14 protein-coding genes and 1 pseudogene are annotated in these 22,056 nt (G+C 72.5%); 4 read left to right on the top strand and 11 right to left on the bottom strand.

Annotated elements, in window-relative coordinates; all coding sequences use genetic code 11:
* Positions 1-352 precede the first annotated feature (352 nt).
* The gene (locus QOZ89_RS15240) at positions 353-613 is read right to left on the bottom strand and encodes a hypothetical protein (protein WP_241842261.1); all 261 of its coding nucleotides are present in this window, start codon (positions 611-613) and stop codon (positions 353-355) included.
* 13 nt (positions 614-626) lie between these two features.
* Here QOZ89_RS15240 and QOZ89_RS15235 point away from each other — a divergent pair.
* Positions 627-1,244 (top strand): annotated as a pseudogene (locus tag QOZ89_RS15235) (pectate lyase); the annotation flags it as partial.
* Between the two features lie 89 nt (positions 1,245-1,333).
* Here QOZ89_RS15235 and QOZ89_RS15230 read toward each other — a convergent pair.
* The 6 genes from QOZ89_RS15230 to QOZ89_RS15205 all read right to left on the bottom strand — a co-directional run bounded on the left by QOZ89_RS15230 (position 1,334) and on the right by QOZ89_RS15205 (position 9,420).
* Positions 1,334-3,010: a serine/threonine-protein kinase gene (locus QOZ89_RS15230; RefSeq protein ID WP_312624078.1), complete on the bottom strand. Its 1,677-nt coding sequence runs from the start codon at positions 3,008-3,010 to the stop codon at positions 1,334-1,336.
* 210 nt (positions 3,011-3,220) lie between these two features.
* On the bottom strand, positions 3,221-5,140 hold the full coding sequence (locus QOZ89_RS15225) for a RecQ family ATP-dependent DNA helicase (protein WP_241842248.1): 1,920 nt from the start codon (positions 5,138-5,140) through the stop codon (positions 3,221-3,223).
* Between the two features lie 108 nt (positions 5,141-5,248).
* Complete coding sequence (gene ftsH / locus QOZ89_RS15220; protein WP_071052771.1) at positions 5,249-7,258, bottom strand: ATP-dependent zinc metalloprotease FtsH; 2,010 nt, start codon at positions 7,256-7,258, stop codon at positions 5,249-5,251.
* A 330-nt stretch (positions 7,259-7,588) separates the two neighbouring features.
* Positions 7,589-8,479, bottom strand: coding sequence for a KPN_02809 family neutral zinc metallopeptidase (gene ypfJ / locus QOZ89_RS15215; protein WP_071052772.1), 891 nt, complete (start codon positions 8,477-8,479; stop codon positions 7,589-7,591).
* Positions 8,480-8,817: 338 nt separating this feature from the next.
* The gene (locus QOZ89_RS15210; RefSeq protein WP_232794154.1) at positions 8,818-9,033 is read right to left on the bottom strand and encodes a hypothetical protein; all 216 of its coding nucleotides are present in this window, start codon (positions 9,031-9,033) and stop codon (positions 8,818-8,820) included.
* Positions 9,034-9,246: 213 nt separating this feature from the next.
* Positions 9,247-9,420 (bottom strand): hypothetical protein, encoded by a 174-nt coding sequence (locus QOZ89_RS15205; RefSeq protein ID WP_198543526.1) that lies wholly within the window; start codon positions 9,418-9,420, stop codon positions 9,247-9,249.
* A gap of 215 nt (positions 9,421-9,635) precedes the next feature.
* On the opposite strand from QOZ89_RS15205, the gene QOZ89_RS15200 reads away from it, so the two are divergent.
* The 3 genes from QOZ89_RS15200 to QOZ89_RS15190 all read left to right on the top strand — a co-directional run bounded on the left by QOZ89_RS15200 (position 9,636) and on the right by QOZ89_RS15190 (position 14,887).
* Positions 9,636-10,664 carry an alpha/beta fold hydrolase gene (locus QOZ89_RS15200; RefSeq protein ID WP_312624077.1) on the top strand — a complete coding sequence of 343 codons (1,029 nt, stop codon included), beginning with the start codon at positions 9,636-9,638 and terminating at the stop codon, positions 10,662-10,664.
* A 239-nt stretch (positions 10,665-10,903) separates the two neighbouring features.
* A complete protein-coding gene (gene dnaE, locus QOZ89_RS15195) occupies positions 10,904-14,425 on the top strand; it encodes a DNA polymerase III subunit alpha (protein ID WP_312624076.1) in 3,522 nt (1,173 codons plus the stop codon).
* A gap of 225 nt (positions 14,426-14,650) precedes the next feature.
* Entirely contained in the window at positions 14,651-14,887 is a 237-nt protein-coding gene (locus QOZ89_RS15190; protein WP_071052774.1) for a hypothetical protein, read from the top strand.
* A 102-nt stretch (positions 14,888-14,989) separates the two neighbouring features.
* Here the strand turns inward: QOZ89_RS15190 and QOZ89_RS15185 are convergent, their stop codons facing one another.
* The 4 genes from QOZ89_RS15185 to QOZ89_RS15170 all read right to left on the bottom strand — a co-directional run.
* The gene (locus tag QOZ89_RS15185; protein WP_116271776.1) at positions 14,990-16,729 is read right to left on the bottom strand and encodes a DEAD/DEAH box helicase; all 1,740 of its coding nucleotides are present in this window, start codon (positions 16,727-16,729) and stop codon (positions 14,990-14,992) included.
* Between the two features lie 520 nt (positions 16,730-17,249).
* Complete coding sequence (locus QOZ89_RS15180) at positions 17,250-18,668, bottom strand: glycosyltransferase 87 family protein (protein WP_312624075.1); 1,419 nt, start codon at positions 18,666-18,668, stop codon at positions 17,250-17,252.
* A gap of 281 nt (positions 18,669-18,949) precedes the next feature.
* The gene (locus tag QOZ89_RS15175; protein WP_312624074.1) at positions 18,950-20,209 is read right to left on the bottom strand and encodes a DUF445 domain-containing protein; all 1,260 of its coding nucleotides are present in this window, start codon (positions 20,207-20,209) and stop codon (positions 18,950-18,952) included.
* 119 nt (positions 20,210-20,328) lie between these two features.
* On the bottom strand, positions 20,329-22,056 hold a 1,728-nt coding region (locus tag QOZ89_RS15170), incomplete at its 5' end, for a cholesterol oxidase substrate-binding domain-containing protein (protein WP_312624073.1).

The raw sequence follows: 22,056 nt of genomic DNA, 5'->3' as shown, positions 1-22,056 counted from the left end.
CTCGGTGAGATACGCGCCGACCACCGGCCGGCCAGCAGCGGCACGGAACGCCCAGGTTCTGCGCGCCGATTCCACGCAGATCGACGCAGAGGCAACCAATCGGCACGCAAATACGACTAATAGGCGGGAGGGGATCCGTCGCGGCCGGTCGGGAGTATGAGGGGATCGGCCGGTCGCCGACCGAGAGGTCAGCCTTGCAACGACGACTGAAAGATCATCTGCTCCGGCACTCCGAGCCTCGCCTGGCGGGTGCCCTCCTGGCGGGACCTGCCCGCACGCGGAACGCGTCGAAGGGCGCGGTGGCGCTCGCCGCCCTGGCCGTGTTGGGTGGAGCCGCCCTCCTGACAGGGTGTCAGCCGGTCACACCCACGACGGGTACCGGCGGTGGCACGGTGGTGGCCCCTCCAACCGGCCCATCCGGCACGTCACCCGGCACGACGGCGACGACCAGCGCGTCCTCGACCCCCGTGAGGACCACCCCGGCCGCGACCACGACCGTCGGCACCACGAGGCCGCCGGCGCCGGCGGCGTCAGCCGCGGCGACCTCCACCACCGGCGCGCTCGCGGCGTGGCCGAAGGCCACCGGCGAGGTCAGCTCCAGCACCACCACCAAGGTCTCCGGCACCTTCGACGGTGGGCTTCGGCGCTATCGCGGCGTCGGCGACGGTGGGCAGGGGGAGAGCCAGCCGGCCATGTTCGAGGTGGCGAACGGCGGCACCGTGCAGAACGTGATCATCGGTACGCCGGCGGGCGACGGCATCCACTGCCTGGGGACGTGCACCTTGCGCAACGTCTGGTGGGAGGACGTCGGCGAGGACGCGGCGACCTTCAAGGGCACGTCCGCGGCGCAGACGATGACGATCGACGGCGGCGGCGCCCGGCACGCGGCCGACAAGGTGTTCCAGCACAACGGGCCAGGCACCATGGTCATCCGGAACTTCCAGGTGGAGGACTTCGGGAAGCTGTACCGGTCGTGCGGGAACTGCAAGGCCCAGTACCAGCGCGCTGTCGTCATCCAGAACGTCACCGTCACCGCGCCGGGGAAGACGCTCGCCGGAATCAACTCGAACTACGGCGACACCGCGACGCTTTCCGGAATCACGATTGTCGGCGACACCAAGAAGAAGATCAGCATCTGTGACCGGTACGAGGGCAACGACGTCGGCGACGAACCGGTGAAGCTTGGCACCGGCGCCGACGGGACCTACTGCCGCTACTCGCCATCGGACCTCACCTACCGCTAAGCCCGCAGCGGGGCCGGTCCGGCGCCGAGGTCCACTCGGCCCTGGGCCGGCCAGGAACGGTGCGGTTGCCGGGCCGTCGGTAGCCCGCATCAGGAGGCCGGGACTCGCTGGGAGATGCGCCAGCCGGCCGGTGTCCGGACCAGCGTGATGTCGACGTGTTCTGGTGCGGCCTGGTCCTGGTGAACGAGCACATTGCCGCTCGCGTCCAGGATTTCGTAGGCGTTCAGCTGGTAGGTGACCCGTAGCACGACCCGGTCCTGGATCTGCTCGCGGATCTGGACGTCGAGGAAGTGGTACGACAGGTCCGGGACGTGCCCGCCCCCGCTGGCGACCTGGCGCAGCAGGGCGAGGTCGGCGGCGTAGACCGCGCTGCCAACCTCGTAGACATCCGCGAGCGCGGACTCGTCGACCCGCTCGAAGGCCCGTCCCCTGGCCGCGTCCAGGTCGGCGAGCGTCGTCGCCCACACCTCCTCCGACGGTTGGCTTGCCGTTGCCGTTGCCGTCGGTGTGGCTGTCGGAGTGGCTCCGCTCGTCAAGGCGGCTGCGCCCGGCCCGGGCGCTCCCTTCTCGTCGGGCGTCCCGCCGTTCGAGGCGCTCAGCAACACCGCCATGATCGTCACCGCGAGCAGGACGACGACTCCCGCGAGCGCGAGCAGCCAGCGGGGCGGCCGCCCGTGGCCGCGCGCCTCTCGGCCGCCCAGCCGCGGTGGTCGCGAAACCGTTACCGCCGCTGAAGGAACAGGCGATGACGGCTGCTCCTGCCCCATGCCCCGAGCGACCTTGTCGCTGCCTGACGGCGGGGGCGTCAGCTCGGGCTGGCGCTCGGCGAGACCGTCGGGCGATGCTGCCTCGACTGGTCCGGAGACGTCCCGCGGTCGGTCCAGTTCGGCCATCGGCGGCCATGCGTCGAGACGGGATGCGGCCCTGTCGTCATCCTCCTCGCCGGTGACTGCTCGGGATCCCGCCGTCGCGATCAGACTGCCGTACAGCTGCGTGGCGGACGGCCGGCGGTGCGGATCCTTGTCCATGGCGGCGGCGACGAGCGAGCGCAGTGGCTCGGGGACACCGGCGCAGTCGGGTACCTCGTGGACCACGCGGTAGACCTGCGCCCGGGTGCTGCCGTCGCCGAAGGGTGGGCGGCCCGTGGCCGCGTAGATCACCAGTCCGCCCCAGGCGAAGATGTCCGTCGCCGAGCCGACCGGTTCGGCGGCGTTGCCTCGTGCCTGTTCCGGGGCCATGAAGGCGGGCGTCCCCGGCTTCGGACGGGCGACGTCCAGTGTGGTGAACGAGCGTGCGATGCCGAAGTCGATGACGAGCGGGCCTTCGGCGGACAGCAGTACGTTGGATGGCTTCAGGTCCAGATGCACCGTCCGGGCCTGGTGAATCGCTGTCAGCGCGGTTGCCACGGCGACCGCGAGCCGTTCCAGCCGCGCCGGCTCCATCGGGCCGTTGCGGCGAATCTCCTCCTCGAGCGTGGGACCGTCGATGAACTCGGTGGCGTAGTACAACCGGCCGGCGTCGTTACCGGAGTCGAGTACTCGTACGGTGCCGATGCCCGCCACCCGCCGCGCGAGGCGGACCTCGTGCTCGAACATTTCCCGGAAGGCGGGATTATCCGCGTACTCCGAAAGGATGACCTTGACCGCCGCGCGTCCGCTCAGGGACCGGCCGAGGTAGACGGCCCCCATACCGCCTGCGCCGAGCCGGCCCTCCAGAGCGAACTGGCCGATCCGCATCGGATCATGCGGCAGGAGCGGCTTCAGCACCGAGCGGCCCGACCCGCCCAGGCCGCCGCCGGCCTGGCATTGGCAGGCGCTTCACCCACTGCACCGACGTCCTCCGCGAACCGTCGTCCTCCGCGAACCGTCGAACGCCCGGCATTCCCAGCCGTCCGACCATACCGCGTCACCGCCACGGCGCACAGTCGGATGATCGGTGACCCGATCGGGTGCGGAGCGGACCATCCGCGCATCCGCTCAGTTGTTCGCCGCCGGCACGCCGTCCTGGTCGAGGGGGACGAGGAGGTCGCGGGCCAGGATGGCGGCCAGGGCGAGGGTGCGGTAGCCGGCGTCGTCGAACAGGACGGTGAGGCGGTCGCCCTCGTCCCGGACGACCTGACCGGTGCCCCACTGCTGGTGGCGGACCTTGGTGCTGACCGGGAACGCGTGCCCGGCCATTGCCTGCTCGGCCGCCGCGCGCGCGGCCGTCTCCGGACTCGGCGGTCCGTCCGGCCGGGCCGCCGCGGCGGCCTCACAGCGGTCGCAGTTGCCGCAGTCGGCTTCATAGGGCTCGCCGAAGTAGGTCAGCAGGTAGCGGCGGCGGCACCCACGGCTCTCGGCGAAGCCGCGGATCTCGTCGACCCGGGACCTGTCGACCGTGCGGCGGGCCTCGGCGCGCGCGGCGGCGCGGTCCGCGGCGGTCGCCGCGTCCGGGGCGTCGGGACGTTGTTCGACGCTGCCGTCGTCGTTCACGGCCAGCGCGCCGGCCGCCGCGAGCAGGTCGACGAGCCGGATCAGCGCCGACTCGCTGAGATCCGCCTCCTGGGCGAGCCGGGACAGGGCGACCGGCCCATCGGCGTGCGACATCAGTACCGCGACCCGGCGCACCTGGACCGGGTCGGGTGGGCCGGCAATGAAGAACCGGCGCAGGCCCAGATCCTCGGGGCGGAAGAACAGGCACGCGTTGGCCTGGTCGCCGTCCCGGCCCGCCCGCCCGATCTCCTGGTAGTAGGAGTCGAGGGAGTCGGCGACGTCGGCGTGCGCGACGAAGCGGACGTCGGGCTTGTCGATGCCCATGCCGAACGCGGTGGTCGCGACGACGACGTCCAGGTCGCCCGCGAGGAACGCCGTCTCGGTCTGGCGCCGCCGGGCCCCGCCCAGCCCGGCGTGGTAGGGCTCGGCCGACAGCCCCAGCGCGGCAATCTCGGTGGCGATCTCCTCGGTGGCGCGACGGGTGGCCGCGTAGACGATGCCCGGCTTGGCCTCGACGGCCGCGTACTCGACGAGCGCGGCGCGCTTGTCGGCGTCGTCGGTGAAGGTCCGGACGGCGAGATGGATGTTCGGCCGGTCGAAACCCGAGACGGTCTCGGCCGGGTCGCGCATCCGCAGCCGTTCGATGATCTCGCGGCGCACCGGTGGCGCGGCGGTCGCGGTGAGGGCGACGACGGTCGGGTGCCCCAGGTCGTCGATGACCTCGCCGAGGCGCAGGTAGTCAGGGCGGAAGTCGTGTCCCCAGGACGAGATGCAGTGCGCCTCGTCGATCACGAACAGGGAAGGCGCGGCTTCGCGTAGCAGCGTCCGGACCTCGGGCTTGGCCAGTTGTTCCGGGGCGAGGAAGAGGAACTCGCTGGCGCCGTGCCGGATCGCGCCGAACGCCTGGGCCAGCGCCCGCGTGCCGACCTGCGAGTTCGCCACCACCGCGGCGCCCGGAGAGCCGGGCTTCCCGTTCCCACCGCCGAAGGCGTCGAGCCCGCCCAGACGTTCCGTCAGCCCGCGGACCTGGTCGCGCTGCAAGGCGATCAGTGGCGAGACGACGATCGTCGGCCCTTCGAGCAGCAGTGCCGGGATCTGGTAGACGGCTGACTTGCCGGCACCGGTCGGCAGCACGCACAGGGTGTCGCGGCGGTCGACGATCGTGCGCATCGCCGCGCGCTGCCCGGGGCGCAGGGCGTTGAACCCGAACGCGGCCGAGGCCACCGCGTCGAGCAGGTCGTCGGTCTCGTCAGCCGCCTCACCGGCGGCGCTCTCGACGGGTGCCGGTGTCCGCGGCGCCGGCGCTGATGCCCCTGGCGCTGTCCCCGCCGCCCGTGGCGCGGGCACCCGAGACGGCGCGCCGGGCGTCACCGTCCCAGCGGTCCCACCGCCGCGACGCCACCACAACAGCCGTCCGAGCCGCACTCTTACCGTCCCTTTTGTCCATTTTGTTCGTACCGTCTCGCGATCACGGCCGTTAGGCCGGGTCCGCGTCCCCTCGGGGATCGTCATCGGGATGGGCGGATGAACCGGTCAGGCCTGGGGGGCCGCCTGCTGCGCGGGCAGATCCGCGGAGGTACTCGTGGCCTGCTGGGCCAGGACCAGGCTCGGCTCGCCGTCGGCCTCGACCGCCACGCTCTGGGGGAGAGGAGAGGTCAGGCGCAGGATGTCGGTGACGGCGGCGCCGTCCACGGTCTCCTTCTCCAGGAGGAGCGCGGCGAGGTGGTCGAGGGCGTCGTGGTGCGTGCGCAGGAGGTCGACGGCCCGGGCCTCTGCCTCGCGCAGCAGGCGGGCGACCTCGTCGTCGACGACGCGCTGGGTGCCTTCCGAGTAGGGCCGGCTGACGAGCTCCTCGCCGCCTAGGAACTGCTGCTCGCGCCCGCCGTAGCCGACTGGCCCGAGCGCGGGGGAGAGACCGAACTCGCGCACCATCCGCGTCGCCAGCTGCGTCGCCCCGGCCAGGTCGCTGGACGCGCCGGTGGAGCCGTAGCCGAAGGCGACCAGTTCCGCCGCCCGGCCGCCGAGGCGGACGGCCAGGCTGTCGAGCAGGTAGGCCTCGGTGTAGAGGTGGCGTTCCGCCTCGGGTAGCTGTTGGGTGACGCCGAGCGCCATTCCGGACGGCAGGATCGTCACCTTCGCGACCGGGTCGGCATGCTCGGACAGCGCCGCGACCAGCGCGTGCCCGGACTCGTGGTAGGCGACCGAGCGCTTCTCGTCGGGCAGCAGCGCGTTCGACGCGTCCCGCTGGCCGAGCAGGATCCGGTCGCGGGCGGCGTCCAGGTCGGCGGCGGTGACGATGTCCCGGCCGCCGCGCACCGCGTGGATCGCGGCCTCGTTCACCAGGTTCGCGAGATCCGCGCCGGAGAAGCCGGGGGTGCCGCGGGCGACGACGTCGAAGTCGACGTCGTCGCCGAGCTGCTTGCCGCGGGCGTGCACCGCGAGGATCGCCGCCCGCTCCGCCTGGGTCGGCAGCGGGACGGTCACCTGCCGGTCGAACCGGCCGGCGCGCAGCAGCGCCGCGTCGAGCGTCTCCGGGCGGTTGGTCGCGGCGAGCACCACGACGCCGCTGCTGGAGTCGAAGCCGTCCATCTCGGCGAGCAACTGGTTGAGCGTCTGCTCCCGCTCGTCGTTCGCGCCGCCGATCACCGAGCCGCCGCGCCGGCCACCGATCGAGTCGATCTCGTCGATGAAGATGATCGACGGCGACCGCTTGCGGGCCTCGGCGAACAGGTCGCGCACCCGGGAGGCGCCGACGCCGACGAACATCTCGACGAAGCCGGAGCCGGAGATCGACAGGAAAGGCACCTCGGCCTCGCCGGCGACGGCCCGGGCGAGCAGCGTCTTGCCGGTGCCGGGAGGGCCGACCATCAGCACCCCGCGTGGGCCCTTCGCGCCGGCTCGGTGGTAGCGGTCAGGGTGCCGCAGGAAGTCCACGACCTCGCTGATCTCCTGCTTGGCGCCCTCGTAGCCGGCGACGTCGGCGAACCGGGTCTCCGGGCGCTCCGAGTCGGTGATCTTTGCCTTGGACCGGCCGATGGCGCCGAGAGGACCGCCGCCGGACAGCTGCCGTCGTGCCTGCCGTCCCGTCCAGACGAAGAAGCCGACGAGCAGCAGCAGCGGCAGGAAGCTCAGCAGGACCGAGATCCAGGAGCCGCCCGTCTGCGTGCCCTTGACCGCCACGCCCTTGGACTGAAGCTGGGTGGAGAGGACGGTCGTGTCCAGCGCGGTGGGGATCTGGCTGGTGAACTCGGTGCCGTCCTTCAGCTTTCCGTCGACGGCGCCCTTGTCGTTGATCGTCACCGAGGCGACGGTCCCGGCGTTGACGCGCCCCAGCATGTCCGAGTAGTCGAACGACTTCGTGCCGCCGCCGGACATGCTGGGGACGAACAGCAGCAGCGCCGTGATCAGCAGCCCGAGCGGCAGCAGCCAGCTCCGCCAGAACGGCGGCTTCGGCGGCGCGGGCTTGGGCGCCGGGTCCCGCGGCGGCCCGGACCTCGCCGGCGCCGAGTGGTGCACGCCCGGCAGGCGGACTCGTGAGATCACGTCAGACTCCCGTCACAGCGGCCGCGGCCCCGGCCCGCGCGGCATCTGGCACCGGCGCGCTCCGGTGCCCGCGGAACTTCCGCGGGCCAGCACGTACTTCAGAGTAATGAGGCGGTATGACAGCCGTGCGGCCCGAGCACTTCCCGCGCACCCGGCCCGGCAAGCCCCGCCGGGGCGCGCCCCGGCGGGCGCGCCCCGGCGGTCCGATCATTTCCGCGGCGGCCCCGGGCGCCATCAGTCAGGTGACTGCGACCGGTACGCCCGCACCGCACCGGACAGGCCGGGCGCGCGACGGCGGCGAGGCCACGCGCCCGGCGGCGCTGTCGAAGGTCAGTGCGGGACGGTGCCGCAGGACTCGAGGGTCGCGCCGCTCGAGCCGGTCTGGAACGCGGTCCTGCGCTGCTCGGCGGAGCCGTGGGTCCAGGTCTCCGGGTTGACGTCGACGCCGGCCTTCTGCTCGATGCGGTCGTCGCCGACGGCCTCGGCGGCGTTCAGCGCCTCGTCGAGGTCGGACGGGCCGATGGTGACGTTGCCGGCCTTGTTGGCCAGCGTGCTCCAGACTCCGGCGTAGCAGTCGGCCTGCAGCTCCAGCTGCACCGACAGCGCGTTCTCCTGCGAGGGGTCGGCCTGCTGTGCCTCGCGCAGCCGCTCCTCCGTGCCGGTGAGCGTCTGGATGTGATGGCCGACCTCGTGCGCGACGATGTAGGCCTGCGCGTAGCGGCCCTGGGCGCCGAACTGGTCCTGCAGCTGGCGCAGGAACCCGAGGTCGATGTACACCCGCTGGCCGTTCGGGCAGTAGAACGGGCCGACCTCCGACGAGGCCTGTCCGCAGCCGGTCGAGACGGCCTGCTCGAAGTAGACCAGCGTCGGGCGCGTGTAGGTCTGGCCCTGCTGCTGGAAATAGCCGGTCCAGACCTCGTTGACTTCGTTGAAGACCTTCAGCACGAAGCAGTCGTCGTACTGGTCGATCGCGCCCGAGGCGTTGCAGCGGGCGGCCAGGTCGGCCGCGGCCGAGGCACCGGCCTCGGTCCCGCCGCCGCCCGTCCCGCCCGCGGGGGACGACGTGCCGTCGCCGCCGCCGAGGAGCGTCACCAGCAGGTAGATGACCACGCCGATGACGCCGGCGCCCCCGCCACCCAGCGCGATCTTGCCGCCAGCGCCGCGCCCGCCGCGTTGGTCCTCGAGCTGGGAGGTGTCGACCCGATCGTCGTCGAAATCCATGGCCTGCCTCTCGCGCCGCCCGTCCCGACCCTGCGTCGGCACTGGGCTCGGCCGGAGCACCGATTGTGCCAACCCGGCCGATGGCCGCGCGAAGCTGGTGAAACCGACAGGCGGCGGACGTATCCGCCTTGGATCGATCTACACGGGCGGCTCGGTGCCGCGGGACCGCGTGCCGGGCTGGTGGCGGGCCGCGCCGGTGTCACCGTGCGTCCAGGCGGCGCAGCGCTGGCCGGAGGACCGCCCGTCGCTCGGCGCCGGCCCGGCGGCCGCGGGCGGCTGCTCTCGGGGGCGGGCGCAGGTCTGGCGCGGGGCCCGGGGCGCGTGCTGGTCGTGGCCGCTCATATCCGGCCCCGGCCGTCGCAGGAGACACAGACGTCGACGGCGTGCGCGCCGCGGTGCTCGCGCTGGACGTAGCCGGTGCCGCCGCAGCCGCCGCAGGTGAGCGGCCCCTGGTCGGAGTGCTCGTCCTCGGGAGGGGGACCGTACTTGGCGCCGCCGCGCTTCTCCTCGCGGCCGAACCTCATGTCGCCCTGGCGGCGCCCAGCGGGTCTCATGATCAAAAACTTAAGGTGCTCTCGACACCCTGCCAATGGGGCTGGCCGTGGTCTCGTCCAGAGAACCCCACTACGGGGCCGCCGCTGGTCACGCGGCGGGCGCCGGTCCCGGAAAGCACGACGGCCCGCTCCGGCGACCGGAGCGGGCCGAGCACGTCCCGCGGGCGTGCGCCTCGGCTGGCCTGAGGCCCTTGGCTGAGGGTCAGCCAGGGGTCAGGCCGAGGCGGGCACTCCCAGACGCAGGCGCTTCGGGTTGGCCACGGGGCCCACCGCGATGACGTCCGACTCGGCCGGGGCGGTCTCGGCCGGTACCTGCTCGGCGCCGGCGTCGCGCTGGCCCGGCGGCGCCCACGCGCCGGCCGACACGGCCGCTTCGTTCAGTTCCATCCGCGAGACCCCCTCTGTTCGCTGACAATCAGTACCGCGCAGGTCGTGCCGATACGGACGCGTCATGACGTCCGTGCCAAAACGGTATCGAGCGGGCGTGGCGAGGCCGAGCCCCGGATGTCCGGGGCGGGAGATAGCTGCGTCACAGTCGGGGCCGCCGCCGTCGTCCTTTGCTAGGCAGGAGGGCGCGGGTTGGGCGGGCAGCGGGAGGGCCGATGAAGGATATCGATCAGGCCGCCGGGCGCGAGGCACGCTGGGCGGACGTGGATGGGCCGGTTCACTACGCCGACTTCGGCGGGCCGGCGGACGGGCCCCTGGTGGTCTGCGTGCACGGGCTGGGTGCCTCGCACACCAGCTGGTGGTCGCTCGCGCCGCGGCTGGCGAAGCGGTCCAGGGTGCTCGCGCTGGACCTCGCCGGCTTCGGCCGCACGCCGGTGGGGGAGCGGGGAAGCGATGTCGCGGCCAACACCCGGCTGCTGGCCGGGTTCCTCGCCGCGGTGTCCGGCGGCGCGCCGACGCTGCTGGTCGGCAACTCGATGGGCGGGATGATCAGCGTCCTGCAGGCCGCGGCCGACCCAGGCTCGGTCGCCGGGCTGGTGCTGATCTCGCCGGCGTTGCCGATCCCGCGGCTGAGGCCGCCGGACCCCTCGATCCTCGGGATGTTCACCGGGATGGTGCTGCCCAAGGTCGGCTCGCTGGTGCTCGCGCGGCGGCGGGTCCGCTACACGACCGAGGAGCTGGTCGGCCAGGCGTTGAAACGCACGACCGTCGACCCGCGGCGGGTGCCGGCGGACGCGGTCGCGGCGATGGTGGCGCTGTCGGCCGAACGGGCGGCGGCGCCCGGTGCGGGCCTGGCGAGCGACACGGCGCTGGTCGCGGCCACCCGGTCGGTCATCGGCCAGATCGCGCGGCCCGGGCGGCTGGCCGCGGCGGTGGCGGCCGTGGCCGCGCCGACGCTGCTCGTCCACGGGCGCCAGGACCGGCTGGTGCCGGTCGCGGCCGCCCGGCACGCGGCCGCCCGCCGGCCCGACTGGCAGGTGGAGCTGCTCGACGACTGCGGCCACCTGCCGCAGCTGGAGGCGGTCGACCAGACCACCGCGCTGATCGACAGCTGGCTCGACGGCCCAGGCGCCGCCGCCGCGACGGCCGCGCGGGCCGGGAGCGCCGGGGCCGCCGGAGGCGTCGGGGACACCGAGGTCACGGTGCCCGCCGCGCGCGACGACGGCGAGCTCGCCCTGTCCTGACGGGCCCGCTGACGCCCCCTGGCCGGCCGGGCCGAGGTGATCATGAACTGGTGTTCGTGTCGGCCGCGGGGTTGTCAGACCCGGGGGCTAGGCTGCTGGCACCGCCCCGACATCACCCCGATCGCCGGACATCAGCATGATGCCCGCGTTGGGTGTCCTGTCTGCTGTGTGCCTCGTCCCGTACCCGCCCTCGGCCCGCGCCCTGGCCCATGGCCCGGACCTCGGATGGAAGGCCCGCCGTGTCCGACTCGTTCGTGCACCTGCATGTCCACACCGAGTACTCGATGCTCGACGGGGCCGCCCGGCTCAAGGACATGTTCGCCGAGGTCGGGCGGCAGAAGATGCCCGCTGTGGCGATCACGGACCACGGCTACATGTACGGGGCGTACGACTTCCACAAGCAGGCGACCGCCGCGGGCGTCAAGCCGATCATCGGCTGTGAGGCCTACGTCGCCCCCGAGTCCCGGCTGCTCAAGCAGCGGGTCCGCTGGGGCGAGCCGCACCAGAAGAGCGACGACGTCTCCGGTGGTGGCTCCTACACCCACATGACCATGTGGGCGCGCAACGCCGAGGGGCTGCACAACCTGTTCCGGCTGAACTCGCGGGCCTCGATCGAGGGCCACTACATCAAGTGGCCCCGGATGGACCGGGACATCATCGCCGAGCACTCGGCCGGCCTGATGGCGACGACCGGCTGCCCGTCCGGCGAGGTGCAGACCCGGCTGCGCCTGGGCCACCCCGACCTCGCGCTGAAGGCCGCGGCCACCTACCAGGAGATCTTCGGCCCGGAGAACTACTTCTGCGAGATCATGGACCACGGCATCGAGATCGAGCGCCGGGTCCGCGACGGGCTGATCGACATCGCCCGCAAGCTGAACATGAAGCTCGTCGTGACGAACGACTCGCACTACACCTACGAGTCCGAGCGGGAGACGCACTCGGCCCTGCTGTGCGTACAGACCGCCTCGACGGTGGCGAACCCGTCGTTCCAGTTCGAGGGCTCGGGCTACTTCCTCAAGAGCGCCGACCAGATGCGGGCGATCGACACCAGCGACGCCTGGCTCGAGGGGTGCGACACCACCCTGCTCATCGCCGAGCGGGTCGACACGTCCGGCATGTTCAAGAAGCACAACCTCATGCCGCTGTTCCCGGTCCCGGATGGTGAGACCGAGGAGTCGTTCTTCCGCGCCGAGGTGCTGCGGGGGATGGAGCGCCGCTTCCCGGACGGCATCGACGAGCGGCACCGCAAGCAGGTCGAGTACGAGATCGGCGTGATCCTCCAGATGGGGTTCCCGTCGTACTTCCTGGTCGTCGCGGACTTCATCATGTGGGCGAAGCGCAACGGCATCGCGGTCGGCCCGGGCCGCGGCAGCGCCGCCGGCTCGCTGATCGCCTACGCGCTCGGCATCACCGACCTTGACCCGCTCCCGCACGGCCTGATCTTCGAACGGTTCCTGAACCCCGACCGCGTGTCGATGCCGGACATCGACATCGACTTCGACGACCGTCGCCGCTCGGACGTCATCCGGTACGTGACGGAGAAGTGGGGCGACGACCGGATCGCCCAGATCGTCACCTACGGCACGATCAAGGCGAAGGCCGCCATCAAGGACTCGGCCCGGGTCCTCGGCTACCCGTACGCCGTCGGCGACCGGATCACCAAGGCCATGCCGCCGATGGTGATGGGCAAGGACATCCCGCTGTCCGGGATCTTCGACCCGAATCACCAGCGCTACAGCGAGGCCGGCGAGATCCGGTCGCTCTACGAGTCCGACGCGGACGTCCGCAAGGTCATCGACACGGCCAAGGGCCTGGAGGGGCTGATCCGCCAGGCCGGCGTGCATGCCGCCGGCGTCATCATGTCGGCCGAGCCGATCATCGACCACATCCCGGTGTGGCGCCGGGACGCCGACGGGTCGATCATCACGCAGTTCGACTACCCGACCTGCGAGAACCTCGGCCTGCTGAAGATGGACTTCCTCGGGCTGCGCAACCTGACGGTCATGGACGACGCCGTCCGCAACGTCGAGCGCAACCGCGGGATCACGATCGACCTGCTCGGGCTGGGGCTCGACGACAAGACCACCTACGAGCTGCTCGCCCGCGGTGACACGCTCGGGGTGTTCCAGCTCGACGGCGGGCCGCTGCGGTCGCTGCTGCGGCTCATGCGCCCGGACAACTTCGAGGACATCTCCGCCGTCATCGCGCTCTACCGGCCCGGCCCGATGGGCGCGAACTCGCACACCAACTACGCGCTGCGCAAGAACGGCCAGCAGGAGATCACCCCGATCCATCCGGACCTCGGCACCTCGCTCGACGAGATCCTCGGCACGACCTACGGCCTGATCGTCTACCAGGAGCAGGTCATGGCGATCGCGCAGGCGGTCGGCGGGTACACGCTCGGCCAGGCCGACCTGCTGCGCCGCGCGATGGGCAAGAAGAAGAAGGAGATCCTCGACAAGGAGTTCGCCCCCTTCTCCGCGGGGATGAAGGCGAACGGATACTCGGACGCGGCGATCAAGACGCTGTGGGACATCCTCGTCCCGTTCTCCGACTACGCGTTCAACAAGGCGCACAGCGCCGCCTACGGGCTGGTGTCCTACTGGACCGGCTACCTGAAGGCGAACTACCCGGCCGAGTACATGTCAGCGCTGCTGACGTCCGTGCGCGACGACAAGGACAAGAGCGCGGTCTACCTGAACGAGTGCCGCCGGATGGGCATCAAGGTGCTACCGCCCGACGTGAACTATTCCGACGCCGACTACACCCCCCACGGCGACAGCGAGATCCGAGTCGGGCTGGCCGCGATCCGCAACGTCGGCGCGAACGTCGTCGAGTCGATCACGCGCACCCGCGGGACGAAGGGCGACTTCACCTCGTTCCCCGACTTCCTCGAGAAGGTCGAGGCCGTCGTCTGCAACAAGAGGACGATCGAGTCGCTGATCAAGGCGGGCGCGTTCGACAGCTTCGGGCACACCCGCCGCGGGCTGGTCGAGCGGCACGAGCAGGCGGTCGACGCCGTGATGGCGGCGAAGAAGCAGAGCGCCCTGGGCCAGGAGAGCCTGTTCGGCGAGGTAGAGGACGACCCGACCACGTCCGCCTTCGGCGCCATGGAGTTCTCCGACAAGGAGTGGGAGAAGACCGTCAAGCTCGCGCACGAGCGCGACATGCTCGGCCTCTACGTCTCCGACCACCCGCTGTCCGAGGTCGCGCACATCCTGACGGCGAAGGCGGACTGCACAGTCCCCGCCCTCGCCGACTATCCGGACGGCGCCGTCGTCACGATCGGCGGGATCATCTCCAGCCTGCAGCGCAAGGTCACCAAGCAGGGCAAGGTCTGGGCGCTCACGACCATCGAGGACCTGGAGGGCGGCCTCGAGGTCATGTTCTTCCCCCAGACCTACGAGACCTGCGCGACCCAGCTGTCCGAGGACGCGATCGTCATCGTCAAGGGCAGGCTCGACAAGCGGGAGGACGCGCCCCGCCTGGTCGCCTCCGAGCTGTCCGTGCCCGACCTGTCCGAGCACGCGCTCACCCCACCGATCGTGATCACGTTGCCGACGTCGCGCGTCAACGCGCCGACGGTCGACCGCCTGCGCGAGGTGCTCGCCACCCACCCCGGCACGACGGAGGTGCACCTGCACCTGCAGTCACCGCACCGCACGACCCTGCTGCGCCTCGACGACTCCTACAAGGTCCGCCGCACCCCCGCCCTCATGGGCGACCTCAAGGCCCTGCTCGGCGCGTCAGCCGTCGCCTAGCCCCAGCTCGCGCGAGCGAGCGATGGCGTGCGGCGCCGCGGCTTGCCGCGCGCCACACGCCGGTTGACCGGGCGTGGCGATGAATGACTGCGCGCTGCGGACGGCGACGCTGCCCGGTCATCGACGCAACCGCGGCGGATTCGTGCCGAACGGGCACGGCTACGCTTGATTCGCGGCTTTGCCGGTTGGGCGGCCGTCTGGGCGTATCCGCCGGGGGGAACGGACATGACCTTGAAGAAGTGCCCACGTCCGGAAAAGCAGGCGTACCCGACCGAGCAGGCCGCGCTGCGCCATCGCAACGACCTTCGCTTCCGTCGCGACGGTTCGTCGGATCTTGTCGCCTACCTGTGCGTGTGCGGGCTGTGGCACGTCGGCCACAGCCAGCAGCGCCTGGATGCCAGGATCAGCGCCGCACTGCGCGGCAAGCGCTCGATGCCGGGAGCGAAGCGCAAAGCCTGGTAGGCCGCCGGTCTCCCGGAGCCGGCGGCCTACCAGGACGTCGTCAGCGCCTGGTCCTCGGGACGCCCCGTTGCCGGGGCGCCGCGAGATCAGGACGCCGCGAGGTCAGGACGCCGCGGTGTCGGAGGTGGGGCCGCTGTCGCGCGTGGGGTGGTCGGTGTGGTGGGGCCGGTCGAGGCGGGGGCCTCGGCGGGGGGCGCCGCGGCCGTCGCGGGACGTCCGGCCGCTTCCGGCCGTACCGCGATAGCCGCCGAAGCCGGCGCGGCCCGCATGGTCACCGCCGCCCCGGCCCTCGCCGAAGCGGGTGCCCGCCTGCCGGCTGGCGCCCTGGCGGCCCTCGCCCTGCCGACCCTCACCGGGGCGGCCGTCGCGGCGTCGGCCGTCGACCGCCTGCCGCGGCGGCGGGATCGAGCCCGGCTCGATCCTGGGCGCCGGCGGGCCGGCGATCTCGGCGACCAGCGGGTCGCCAGCACCGACCGGTGTGACGTGGGCGTCGACGCCAGCCGTGCGCAGCATCGCGCGGACCTTGCCGCGGTCGGCGGCGACGGTGACGAGCACGTCCGCGCCGTCGGCGCCGGCCCGGGCGGTGCGCCCGCCGCGGTGCTGGTAGGTCTTGGCGTCCTCCGGCGGGCCGAGATGCACGACCAGGCGGACGTCGTCGACGTGGATGCCGCGGGCGGCGACGTCGGTGGCGACCAGCACCCGGCGGGTGCCGTCGGCGAAGCCGGCGAGCGCCCGGGTGCGCGCGCCCTGCGGCAGGCCACCGTGGATCGGCTCGGCGGGCACGCCGGCGCGGGTCAGGTCCCTGGCGACATGGTCGGCGTCGCGCTGGGTGCGGACGAAGACCAGGGTGCGGCCCTGTCCGCCGGCGAGCGCCGTGACGACCTCCAGCTGGCTCGTCTTGTCGGAGGCCTCCAGAGCGTGCCGGGTCAGCGTCGTGACCTGGCTGCTCTCCGGGTCGACGGCGACCAGCACCGGATCGGGCAGGTAGTCCCGGACGAGCACCTCGACCTCGCGGTCCAGCGTGGCGCTGAACATCAGCCGCTGGCCGTTGGGGGAGGTGGCGTCCAGGATCTGCCGGACCGCCGGCAGGAAGCCCAGGTCGCACATGTAGTCGGCCTCGTCGAGGACCGTGATCTCGACGTCGTCGAGCTGGCAGGCGCCGCGCTCGACCAGGTCCAGCAGCCGGCCCGGGGTGGCGACGACGATGTGGACCCCGCGGCGCATGGCGGAGATCTGCCGGGAGATCGACGTTCCTCCGTAGACCGGGCGAAGCCACAGGCCGACCGCCCGCGACAGCGGGTCGAGCGCGTCGCTGACCTGCTGGGCGAGCTCCCTGGTCGGGACGAGGATCAGGCCCCGGGGGCGCAGCGGGGTGGCGGCGCCGCGCCCGGCGAGCTTGGTCAGCATCGGCAGGCCGAAGCCGAGGGTCTTGCCGGAGCCGGTCTTGGCCCGGCCGAGCACGTTCTCGCCGGCCAGGACGTCCGGCAGCGCCGCTGCCTGGACCGGGAACGGCGAGGCGATGCCGCGTTCGGCCAGCGCCCGGACGAGCCGGGCCGGCAGGCCGGCGGCCTCGAACGACTCGACCGGCGGGCGCGGCTCGCGGGTCGGCAGTGCCGGGCGGACCGGCGCCGGGCGACGCCCGATACCGCCGCCACCGCCATTGCCACCACGGCGCGGGCCGCTCGGGCGGCCATGGCCGCTATAGCCGCCGCCGGAACGGGACCGTCCGCCCGACCGGGCCGGCCGGGCACCCGTCGCCGAACCGCCGAACGAGCCCGCGGAGGAGCTCGTGGTGTATGTGGAAGAAGCTTTGGAGTTGCTGGGGTGAGACAGTGGATCCACCGATCAGGTCGGGGCCACCTGCCCATGTGTCAACACGTGCCGGCGGCCGGTGTGCGCGCAGGCCGGCATCGCGAGAGAAACCGAGGGAACCCCCCGGGCCGACCGCACCACCCACCCAGGCGCCGACCCGTCAGGGACCGCGCCGGCCGACCACTCCGCCCTCCCCACCCGTTCGACGGACTCCGCCAGACGGGACGAGGCAAGACTTCGTGACTGCCAGGAAGCTGGCCCGAATGGTCGGCTTCTCGGTGATCCGCGCTGCCTGTGTCCCCGGTCGAGCGAAGCTCGACATCGGGGGGTCCGGGGGGTCGTCCCCCCGGGCAGACATCGCGGCCTCCGGGAAGCTGACCCGAAGGGCCAGCGAACAGGATGAGCCAGCGCGTGCTCGCACCGACCTAACGCCCGGCCGGGACCGCGTGGCTCGCGGGTGGCGCGGACGTATGACGGCGTGAGAGGCCGTCAGGGTTATCACCGTACATGCCCGACCGGCCTTGCGCCGGATGGGTGGCGCGACCGTGAGCTATTCGTCGTCCACTTGCGGCTCGACCCCGCTTACGGCTAGGTACGGCGTCCGCGGATCCCGCGACGGGGACGTGGGCCGGCCGTGGACCTGGCGGGCACCCCAGGCGGGCAGCGCGAGCAGGCCGAGCGTCACCAGGTAGGCGCCGGTCACCGCGTCGCCACCGTGGTGCGCGCGCGCCAGCGCCCAGCACAGCTCCAGCCCGGCCAACGCGGGCACCGCGATCGCCGCCGCGGGTACCGCGAGCGTGGCCAGCCGGCCGATCCCGCGTTCGCCCGCGGCCCGGCGGGCGGCGCCCGCGAGGGGGCGGGCGGCGAGCGCGGCCAGGACGAGGGCCGACACGACGAGGTCCGGCGGGGTGCTCAGGTGCGGGGTGACCAGCAGCCAGCTCACCACGGTCGCCGTGGCCAGCGCCCCGGCCCGCTCGCCGCCCTCGAGCACCAGCAGCGGCGCCGCGAGCAGCAGCAGGTAGTGGCTCCACACGATCGGCGACGCGAGCAGCGCCGCCGCGACCGTGGCGGCGAACAGCAGCCCGTCGTCGCCCGCGCCCCAGGCCCGCGCCTGCGCCCGCGCCGCGCACCGCCCGACGGCCCAGCAGGAGGCCAGCAGCGCGGCGGCCACCGCGCGTGCCACCCAGGTCGCCGGCGTGAGGCCCAGGCCCACGTTCATCAGCAGCCCGGTCAGGCCCAGGCCGGCGGGTGCCTCCGCGCGGGCGAGAACGCCCAGCATGTCGCTGTAGGCCGCGATGTCCACCGGGCTGGCCAGCTCGCCGACGCCGAACAGCGCGCCGAGCGCGCAGGCGGCGACCGCCGCGGCTCGCCAACGCCCGGTGAGCAGCAGCCACAGCGGCAGCGGTACCAGGAAGAGCTTGCTGTAGACGAGCAGCGCCGCGAGCCCGCCGGCGGCCACCGGCCGGTCCCGCAGCCGCCACAGTGCCGCGAGCCCGGCGAACAGCGCCGCGTTCAGCGTGCCCATCTGCAGCCCGATGATCGTGCACGACGCCGCCAGCACCAGTGCGTACAGGCGGAAGCGTCGCGCCCCGGCCAGCCGGCAGCCGGCGAGCACCGCCAGCACCGACAGCCCGATGAACAGCGCCGCCGCGCCGCCCCGTGGCAGCCAGGCGAGCAGGGCGAACGGGAACGCCACCAGGTACGGGTAGACGAACGCGAACCCGGAGTAGACGTCCGCGGTGCCGGGCCGCGGGTAGGGGTCGCGCCCGGCGGCGACGGCGGTGCCGGCCCGCAGGAACACGTCGATGTCGAAATGGACCAGCGGATGGACGTAGGCCACCCAGATGACCGCGACCAGCCCGGCCAGCGCCACCGGCGCGAAGGCCGGCCACCCCGCCGGTACCACCCGCCGGGCGAGGACCGGCGGGATCCGTCGCGACGACGCGGCCGGCGCCTGCTCGGTCGTCACGCGTGCTCATGCTGCCAGACGGCCCGCGCGGTGACTCGGCCACCTCCCGGAGCGGCCAGTCGCGACTGTTGGTGGTGTTGGTGACGGCGCGGTGTCAACCTGGCCACCTCGATGGTCCGAGATCGACCGACCACCGTCATATGCCTCAGCCCGAGACTAGGCGGGGGGAGGGCGCCCCGCGCCCCGGACCTCCCAGATCGGCTACGCAAGCTCCCGGACCTGCCGGATCGCGAAGCGATCTGGGAGGTCCGGGTCGCGCCAGCGACCTTGAGCCGACCGCCCTACAGGGCGAGCTCGGTGATGAGATGAATCAGGACACCGGCGAGCGCGCCGACGACGGTGCCGTTGATCCGGATGAACTGCAGGTCACGGCCGACCTGCAGCTCGATGCGCCGGGACGCCTCGGCCGGCTCCCAGCGGGCGACGGTGTCGCCGATGATGGCCGCGATGTCGCCCTTGTACCGGGCGACGGCCCGCGTCGCGAGGTCCGCGGCCGTCCGGTTGACGGAGGTCGCCAGCTCCGGGTCGGCCGTGAGCTTGAAGCCGAGGCTGGCCAGGTGCGTGGTCGCCGCGCGGCGGGCCACGCCGCGCTCGTCGGTGGTCAGGTCCAGCAGGAGGCCCTTCGCCGTCTCCCACATCCGGGAGATCGCGTCGCCGGCGACGGGGGAGGCGAGCGCCCGCGCCTTGAGGTCCTCGACCCTGGCACGCAGGTCCGGGTCGGACCTGAGCTTGCCGGCCAGGTCGGCGAGGAAGCTGTCGAGGCTCTGGCGCATCCGGTGGTCACGGTCCGCGCGCAGCGCGCCGACGAGCTTCACCGCCTCGGCGTAGACCTTGGCCGCGACCGCCTCGTTGAGCCACTTCGGCGCGAAGCCGGGGGCGCGGTCGAGCACGGCCTCGTGCACCGCATGCGGGTTCTTGATCAGCCAGTCCTCGGCCTGTTCCAGGAGCACGTCGACGGCGCGGTGCTGCAGCCCGTCCTCCAGCGCCCGCTCGAGCAGGACGCCGAGCACCGGCGCCAGCGGCACGTTCACCAGCCGGGGCACGACCGACTTCTCGACCAGCTCGACGATCAGCTCGTCGTTCGCCTTGCGCAGGACGGACGCGAGCCGGCCGGCGACCTCGGCGCTGACCCGGTCGGCGTGATCGGGCTGGCACAGCCAGGCGCCCACCCGGTTCGCGACCTCGATCTGGTTGACCTTGTCGCGGACGATGGCCTCGGTGAGGAAATGGGTGGAGACGAACGACTGCAGGCCGCGGCCGAGGTCGTCCTTGCGCTTGCGGATGATCGCGGTGTGCGGGATGGGCAGGCCCAACGGGTGGCGGAACAGGGCCGTCACCGCGAACCAGTCGGCCAGCGCGCCGACCGTGCCCGCCTCGGCGGCGGCGCGCACGTAGCCCACCGAGGAGGGCGCGTCACGCCACAGCGAGGTCGCGATGTAGACCGCGACGGCGAACGCCAGCAGGCAGGTGGCGACCGTCCGCATCCGGCGCAGCCCGGAGCGCAGCGCCGCCTGCTCCCGGTCGTCCGGCCCGCCGTCCACTCGCCCCCCAGCTCGTCCCCCGCGGCCGCTGGATGCGCCGCGCCGGACACCATGGTCGTCTCGGGCCACGATACGGCGGTCGCCGTGACGGACGCGGCGCGTCCGTCACGGCGGCTGGCTCAGGGCAGAAGGGCGTCGAGCAGGGGGCTGGAGAAGACGCGGTTCGGGTCGTAGGTGTTCAGGGTCGCGACCGCCGTGTCGAAGTTGTCCCCGCCCGGCTGGCCGGTCCGCAGCGAGTTCGGCACCGTCGTGCCGATGGCGGTGCTGTCGGCCCATGCGGCGCTGTTCGTGTAGCCCCAGCCCTTGGACCATTCCACCCGGGCCGAGGCATAGCTGCCGGAATAGTTCGAGAAGACCCAGGCCTCGACCTCACGGTAGAACTGGTTCGCGTACGGCGTACCGGGCACGGTGAGAATGTCCAGCCAGACCGCGACGTCCCATTCCGGATGGTCGGGCCGTGGCCGCAGCGCGGACAGCTGCGGCGAACCGGCGCTCGGGACGCCGACGTCGCCGGCGGCGTCGAGCCCGGTGACCCGGATCTCGACGGGCCCGTTCATCGGGTACTGGCCGTTGTTCCGGTACGTGTTCAGCTTGTTGTTGTAGTACGTGCAGAACTCGTTGATGACGCGCTGGATGTTCGACCGGCTGGTCAGGATCGCGTAGCCGTTGGCGGTGACGCGCAGCGTCGTCGGCCGGACATAGAGGAGCAGGTCCTTCGACCAGCCCCATATGTCCCAGGTCGAGGTGGTGATCAGGCCTGCGCCGACGACGGCGATCTGCGTCCCGCCGAGCGTCGGGGCGAGCTCGGGATGGCCGGCCGAGATCTGGCCGACCAGGTCGGTGATCGACGACGGCAGGCTGTCGGAGAACGAGTAGTTGTAGGGGCTGGAGACCTGCCGCGACAGCAGTGGCTTGTTCGGGCTGCGGCTCCACACCTTCAGCCACGGGGTGTCGGTGAACGGGAACCAGATCGCCTCGACCCGGCCGGCGGAGTTGACGTAGCTGGCGAACGTGCGCCCGCTGGAGCCCTGCGTCGCGAACAGCTCCGTCCAGGGAACGTTGAACCAGCTCTGGCAGCGCAGCCGCTGGTTGGCGCCGACCTGCAGCGTCACCTCGGTGAGGAAAGCGCGGCCCAGGTGTGCCAGGAACGCCTTCGACGCCGCATCGGACCGGCTGAACGTGCGCAGCACGTACTGACTGGTGGCGGAGTCCCAGACGACGGCCGTCAGTGACGTGATCAGGTTCGACAGCGACCCGTAGGTGGTGCCGGGGACCCGGGTCTCGCCACTGGCGGGGACGGCGGTGCCGTGCGCGTCGATCGCGAGCACGCCGCCGACGGTGAGGTCACCGGGAGCGGGGGTGGCGGTCAGGCCGTAGCCAGCGGCCTGCAGCTGGGTGAGCAGGCTGTCCATCGTCACGCCGGTCTGCGCCCGGACGGTCGCCGGGGTCGACCCGGACGGCCCGGTGATCGTGACGGCGGTGAGGTGCTGGGTGGTGTCGACGAAGATGACGTTGTTGCCGGACGACCCGACGGCGACGCTCAGTGGTGACCAGCCGTGCGCCATGCCGCGGGGACGGATCTTGTAGTTGTTCGCCCGCGCCCAGTTGGCGAGGGTCACCACGTCCGCGGGCGTCGCCGGCGCGCAGGTCCACACGCCGGTGACGTTGATCTCCCGCGACCAGTTCTGGAATGTCTGCCGGTACAGCGGGATCGACGCCGGGAAGTTCGGCGGCGCCGGCGGGTCGGCGTGGGCCACGGCCACCCGCGCGACCGGCGTCCAGCCGACGGCGGTCACCGCCGCCGCACCGAGCGCCCCCGCCAGGACCGTGCGCCGGGTCCCGCCGCC

The sequence above is a fragment of the Pseudofrankia coriaricola genome (genome assembly GCF_032027725.1).
In the GTDB taxonomy this organism is placed as follows: Bacteria; Actinomycetota; Actinomycetes; order Frankiales; family Frankiaceae; genus Pseudofrankia.
The sequence above is the reverse complement of the archived record's forward strand: the minus strand, read 5'-3'. Positions and strand labels throughout refer to the sequence as shown.